We start from the raw sequence: 6320 nt of genomic DNA on the forward strand, positions 1-6320 counted from the left end.
AGATGAATGCGGACTAAAGTCCTCACTACGAACCTTTTTTGTGACTACCTTTTTTACTTGCTAGTCAGGACTAAAGTTCTTAGATTGATGCGGACTAAAGTCCTCACTACGAACCTTTTTTATGACTGCTTTTTTACTCAGAAAAATAGTCTTCAACTATTTTCAAAATTCGGGAGGCAGCTAAACCATCGCCAAAGGGATTAATTGCCATTGCCATTGCGTCATAAGATTGGGGATCACTCAGCAATTCTGCGGCGGCTGCTGTAATTGTATCAGAATTTGTACCGACAAGTTTAGCAGTTCCGGCGGAAATTGCTTCTGGTCTTTCTGTGGTTTCTCGCAATACTAAAACAGGCTTTCCTAAACTCGGTGCTTCTTCTTGCAATCCGCCGGAATCTGTGAGGATTAAATGACTTCTCTGCATCGCTCCTACTAATTCGGCGTAATCTAATGGTTCTGTTAAAAAGATTCTCGAATGGTCGCCTAAAAGTGCTTTTAATGGTTCCCTCACTGTGGGATTTCGGTGTAGAGGTAAGAGCAAGGCTGTGTCGGGAAATTTATCTAAAATTTGAATAAATGCCCTGGCAATTCCTGCTAATGGTTTACCCCAATTTTCGCGGCGGTGCACTGTTGCTAAAATAGTGCGATGTTGGCTCCAATCTAAGTTGGGAATGTTGCATTCTGGTTCGCGTTTGGCGACAGATAGCAAAGCGTCGATGACTGTGTTGCCTGTACGGTGAATTTCTCCCAAAACGCCCGATCGCACTAAATTATCTTCAGCCAGCGCTGTTGGGGCAAAATGCAGCCGTGTGAGCTGCGAAATCAACCGCCTGTTAGCCTCTTCGGGATAGGGATTGAACACGTCATCCGTCCGCAATCCGGCTTCTACGTGACCTACGGGTATTTTCTGGTAAAATGCAGCTAAAGCAGCCGCAAACGCTGTCGTTGTATCGCCCTGAACCAACACGATTCCCGGCTGCAACTCTTTGAAGCAAGCTTCCAAACCCTGCAAACTCCGGGAAGTGATATCTGTCAAGCTTTGTTGGTGCTGCATAATTTCTAAATCCCGATCGGCTTTGAGGTCGAACATTCGCATCACTTGCTCGACCATTTCTCGGTGCTGACCGGTTAAAATTACTTGGGTGTCAAAGTTTGGCGATTTTTTGAACAGTTGAATTACTGGGGCTAGTTTAATCGCTTCCGGGCGAGTTCCTAGGACGATGCAAACGCGGTGTGTGGCTTCGGGCATGGTAAAATTGGGTAGTTGAGATTTGCGCCGCCTTTCAAGGCTGGATATTTTAGATCGGGTTTAAATCGTTGGTCAACAAGATTTATTTTTTTCTGAACCGCAGAGGGCGCAAAGGAGGAGAAAAGAGAGAGATAAAGTTTTTTTTGGGGAAAATTATATTGTTTCTGCTAGCATCGGAATCATCATTTTCTGAGTACAGTGCTAGCGTCCCCGCTCGCTTCCTTTGCACTTGCGAGCGGGGACAGCACTGTTGGTACATTTTTATTTGTTAATTTATTATGCCATATCGATACATTTTATTTTACAAACCTTACGACGTTTTAACTCAGTTCACTGACAATTCAGGGGAAACTAAACGCAGCACTCTCAAAGACTATATTTCGATTCCCGATGTTTATGCTGTGGGAAGGCTCGATCGCGATAGCGAAGGTTTGCTACTGTTAACCGATGACGGACAAATGCAGCACCGACTCAGCGATCCGAAATTCGCTCATCCCCGCACTTACTTGGTGCAAGTCGAACGGGTTCCTGATGCAGGCGCGATCGCCCTTTTGCAGACAGGTGTCACAATTCAAGATTATCGGACTCGATCGGCAAAAGTGCAATTATTGTCCGCAGAACCTCAATTACCGCCCCGCGAACCCCCCATTCGATTTCGCAAAAACATTCCGACAGCTTGGCTGGAAATGACTCTCACCGAAGGCCGGAACCGTCAAGTGCGCCGGATGACCGCAGCAGTTGGGTTTCCGACGCTGCGGCTGGTGAGAAGCGCGATCGGGCATTTGCGTCTCGAAGGCCTCAAACCAGGTGAATGGCGCGAAATAACTCCAACAGAAATCAAATTATTTTAAGACTTGCACATAACAGCATCAGGAGCGTGCATTGCGCACCCTAATTTCTGGGAGGTAAAATAAAACGTTCCTTTCCATCCCGATCTTTTTGCACCCGAGCCCCCAACTTTACAAGAGCTTGTTTTGCCCTTTGACGCACCAACTTATCAGTTGTTTGATAATAAACCGTACTCCAAGCAGTAAACCGCACCGGCACGCTATCGGGATCTCGGCGCAAATACTCAGCAGTTGCTCGAAAAATCGGCGCCAATTTCTTCCCATCCGGGGTTTTTTCCAGCCACTCAGCGGCCATTTCGTGAGAGCGAATTGACTCGGGAATGTCCCCCAACAGCAGCAACTCATCAAGACCTTTTGTTCGCCACACTATCCACGCTTGGGGATGAATTTCCGGCGAAAGGGCGTTAGTACCGCGCTCGATCAACTTAACAGCAATTTCCGGCTTTCCCTGATAAAAAGAAACGGCTGTCGAAAGAAACAGATAGATGTCAGCCCACCTGGGGTCGCGCTGCGTAACTATGTCAAAATAATCTTCGCTGAGATTGTAGCCCGTCACATCTCGTGCTTCGTCGTCGCCAAAATACTGCAAAAATTTGAGAAATGTCCAATCGGCAATTAAATTGTCAAACCCAAAACTCGGGAGATTTTTGAGCATTTTTAGCCGCAGGGCTTCTTGCTGGGCTTCTTGCTGTGCGGCTTGCTTGAAACTGGCAGCAGAAATTGCAGAGAGCGGCTTTTGCCCCTCAACGCCAACCGGGGTCATTCCGCCTAATTGCGCGTTCGACTGCATGGTAATCACACCCGCTAGCGCTGCTAAACCGATAGCTGCATTAACGAGCAGGCTCAACCACTTACGCGAAAATTGTTCGATTTTAGCTTCCACGGCACATTTAAATCCCAGTTTTAAATTAAGTTTATTAAAATACAGTCATGATTGGTTGGCGATCGACTATAAATCTCGTTAAACTGTCCAAAGGGATGCTATGGCCTCCACAACATAGTTTAAGTGGTAGTTTGAGATTTTTTAGCAATCAAAAATCTCAAATCAAAAATCTAAAATCGAATTGAGCCAAAATTCAAATGAATCAAGCCCGCAGACGCTTTTCTAAGTTACAGGCAGCCCTGTTCACTGGGGCGATGGCAACAACCGCTTCGATATCTTTACTCGTTCCCGGCCTGAGCCAATCAGTCCGCGCCGAGCTTCAAGATAGCCCCAAAGCTGTCTTAGACGAAGCTTGGCAAATTGTGAACCGAGATTATGTCGATCCCAGCTTTAACAAGACTGACTGGCAAGTTACCCGCCAAGAATTGCTCAGCAAAAATTATACTTCTCGCGAAGCCGCCTACACCGCTCTCCGCAATGCCCTAGAAAAATTACAAGACCCCTACACGCGCTTCATGGACCCGAAACAGTACGAAGCCCTGAAGAATCAAATCTCCGGGGAACTGACAGGGGTGGGGATGAGGCTCGAAGAAGACGAGAAAACGAAAGCGATCACGGTAGTCGAGCCGATGGAAAATTCCCCGGCCCTGAAGGCAGGGATTCAAGCGGGCGATACGATTTTGGTGATTGACGGCAAAGCTACCAAAGGCATGACTGTCGCGGATGCGGCTCAGGTAATTCGGGGCGCCGAAGGCACGAAAGTCACGCTGCGGATTGCTCGTCAGGGCAAAAGCGAGTTTGACATCACTTTGACTAGGGCGAGAATTGAGGTAGCAGCGGTTCGCTACAGCCTCAAGAAGGAAGCCAACAAGAATGTCGGTTATATCCGCTTGCAAGAGTTTAGCTCCCACGCGGGCGAACAAATGCAGCGGGCGATTAAAAAGCTTTCGGAGCAGAAAGCTGACGCTTTTGTGTTGGATTTGCGGGGTAATCCCGGCGGGTTGCTGTCGGTGAGCATTGATATCGCCCAGATGTGGATGGATTCCGGGGCGATCGTCCGTACAGTCTATCGTGCGGGAGATTCTCAGGAAATGCGAGCCAACCGCACTGCAATCACTGACAAGCCTTTGGTGGTGCTCGTGGACAACAACTCGGCCAGCGCCAGCGAGATTTTGGCCGGTGCGCTGAAGGACAACAAGCGCGCAACGGTGATGGGCGGTCAAACTTTTGGCAAAGCTTTGGTGCAGTCTACGCATCCTTTGTCTGACGGCTCGGGATTGGCGGTGACGATCGCTCACTACTATACTCCCAACGGTACGGATATCAGCCACAAGGGAGTTACTCCCGATGTCAAGGTGGAAGTCACCGACGAACAAAAGCTGAAATTAGCGAACAAACCGACGTTAGTTGCGACTAAGGACGATCCTTGCTACGCGCAGGCGATCGCACTTTTGAAAACGAGCGCTGCGTCAGCCCGTCCCGCTGCTGGTAATGAGGCTCTTGCTCCTCAAAAGTAGTTGAAACTGTCAGTCAATAACCATCAGTTTTCAGATGAAACCCGCAGCGGCGGGTTTTGTTTTTGTAGTTTGAGCGATCGCAGTTTTCCACCCACATTTCGCAGATGTGATATCGTTTTTGCTAGCATGGGAATAATAATTTTCGGAGTGCAGTGCGAGCGAGACGCTCGCGATCGGTGCTTGCGAGCGAGACGCTCGCACTCGTGTATAATTCCGATGTTACCGTATTTGATATGAATCACCTTACTGGTATTTGGGAAAAATCACAGCCCCCAAAAATTGGCCTAAATTTTCAAAATTTAGTTTCTACTTTTTGTGAAAATAAGTAGACAATATCTCAAGTTAAGTCCCGGCTTTTTTTAATGAGAATAACTCGCTCAATTCATCAGGCAATACACCAAAAGAAATCCCTAGAATGCTTGACCAAGATAACAATTATATTCGCTGATGATTCATTTTTATTAACCAGTAAGCTGTTGTACATTTAAATTGTATATTTGAATTCCCGATTCCCCGATCCCCATCGCACCCTCGAACATCACAGACTATCTAGGCGCAGCAGCTTCATTGCTGGGCCCGCGAGCGTTTAGCCGATCGAACACGTATCGGGAAATTGCCGGAAATGCTGTTTCGTCCTTGGCATAAGCCGGATGGTCGGCGAAAACGACTAAGATATAAATCGCGCGATCGTCTAAAGTTCTGACAAATGCCGCTTCGCTGCGAGAAGTAGAGGTATAGCCAACTTTGGAACCAAAATAAATATTAGTTGGTAAAGATTCGCCCAAAAATCCTTGTATCGAGTTGCTAGGGTCACTTTTCCAAGCCTTGGGGTCTAAATCTCTCGTCAGCAAGTAAGCCATTTTGCGGCTGGCGAGGCTAGAAACCGCTTGCCTAGTATAGATTTCATATATTAATCTGCCGGCTTGGTCAGTAGTTACTTGATTGCGAATCGGCACAGAAGCATCGCCCCGCAATTGCAAATCGCGACCGACTGGCTGTTCTTGCCCTAAATAGTGTATGGGATAATTTTTGGTAGTTATACGAATATCAGTGTAGCCTGCTGACTGGAAAAATGTGTTAATTTTCCTGCGCTTTTGCAGCCATGTTTGCAACTCTTCTCCTGCGAGTCGTCCGCCGGATTGTGTATCTGTAATTTTGTCTAAAATTCTGCTAGCTGCATCGTTGTTGGAGATGCGAATCATTTGTTCTAAATCATTTTTAAAGGCAGATTCTCTTTGCGCAATTATGCCTTTTTCTATGGCTGAGTAAAAGGCTGCCATCCAAAATAACTTGGCAACGCTAGCAGGAAATCTGAGAGTTTGATTTTGATATCCAGCAAAGCTGTGATTTTGGGGATTGCTGACATCAAATAAGCTAATCGATAGCTTGTCTGCGGGCAATCCTTTGCTGGTGGCAATGTTCACAGCTTCATCAACAATCCCTTGCAATTCTTGAGAATAAACTGGATTGGGAGGTGTTTTGATGTTGTAGGTGAAGGTAGGATCGCTTTGACTATCGACTACATTTTGGGATGTTGGAATTGTCGGTGGCGAGATAGCCTCTTGAGGCAAGATGACGGGTGGTTCTGGGGCGCGGCGAGTTCTGAAGGGGATTGTCAGGAGCCAAAAGAACGCGATCGCGCCTGCAATTAAACACAAAATGTTGCGGTATTTGAGCCGAGACAATTTTGCCTTCAGTCGGCGACGAGATGGCACTGGACGATCGCTGGTTTGGCGTCGGGGTTCAACTGGACGATCGCTGGTTTGGCGTCGGGGTTCAACTGGACGATCGCTGGTTTGGCGTCGGGGTTCAACTGGACGATC

Annotated in this window: 6 protein-coding genes; 2 read left to right on the forward strand and 4 right to left on the reverse strand. The window is 47.4% G+C overall.

Going from position 1 to position 6320, the window contains the following annotated elements:
• Positions 1–133: 133 nt before the first annotated feature.
• Positions 134–1249: a non-hydrolyzing UDP-N-acetylglucosamine 2-epimerase gene (gene wecB, locus QUB64_RS22035; RefSeq protein WP_333275513.1), complete on the reverse strand. Its 1116-nt coding sequence runs from the start codon at positions 1247–1249 to the stop codon at positions 134–136.
• 278 nt (positions 1250–1527) lie between these two features.
• On the opposite strand from wecB, the gene QUB64_RS22040 reads away from it, so the two are divergent.
• Positions 1528–2100, forward strand: a complete 573-nt coding sequence (locus QUB64_RS22040) for a pseudouridine synthase (RefSeq protein WP_333275515.1) — start codon at positions 1528–1530, stop codon at positions 2098–2100.
• 40 nt (positions 2101–2140) lie between these two features.
• Here QUB64_RS22040 and QUB64_RS22045 read toward each other — a convergent pair whose 3' ends face one another.
• A complete protein-coding gene (locus tag QUB64_RS22045; protein ID WP_333275517.1) occupies positions 2141–2980 on the reverse strand; it encodes a hypothetical protein in 840 nt (279 codons plus the stop codon).
• 197 nt (positions 2981–3177) lie between these two features.
• On the opposite strand from QUB64_RS22045, the gene ctpB reads away from it, so the two are divergent.
• Entirely contained in the window at positions 3178–4497 is a 1320-nt protein-coding gene (gene ctpB, locus QUB64_RS22050) for a carboxyl-terminal processing protease CtpB (protein WP_333325635.1), read from the forward strand.
• Positions 4498–4520: 23 nt separating this feature from the next.
• Here the strand turns inward: ctpB and QUB64_RS22055 are convergent, their stop codons facing one another.
• Together QUB64_RS22055 and QUB64_RS22060 are read right to left on the reverse strand one after the other, a co-directional pair.
• Positions 4521–4739 (reverse strand): hypothetical protein, encoded by a 219-nt coding sequence (locus QUB64_RS22055; protein ID WP_333278655.1) that lies wholly within the window; start codon positions 4737–4739, stop codon positions 4521–4523.
• A 303-nt stretch (positions 4740–5042) separates the two neighbouring features.
• Positions 5043–6212 carry a serine hydrolase gene (locus QUB64_RS22060; RefSeq protein ID WP_333343376.1) on the reverse strand — a complete coding sequence of 390 codons (1170 nt, stop codon included), beginning with the start codon at positions 6210–6212 and terminating at the stop codon, positions 5043–5045.
• Positions 6213–6320: the final 108 nt, after the last annotated feature.

This window comes from Microcoleus sp. Aus8_D2 (assembly GCF_036702665.1).
In the GTDB taxonomy this organism is placed as follows: Bacteria; Cyanobacteriota; Cyanobacteriia; order Cyanobacteriales; family Microcoleaceae; genus Microcoleus.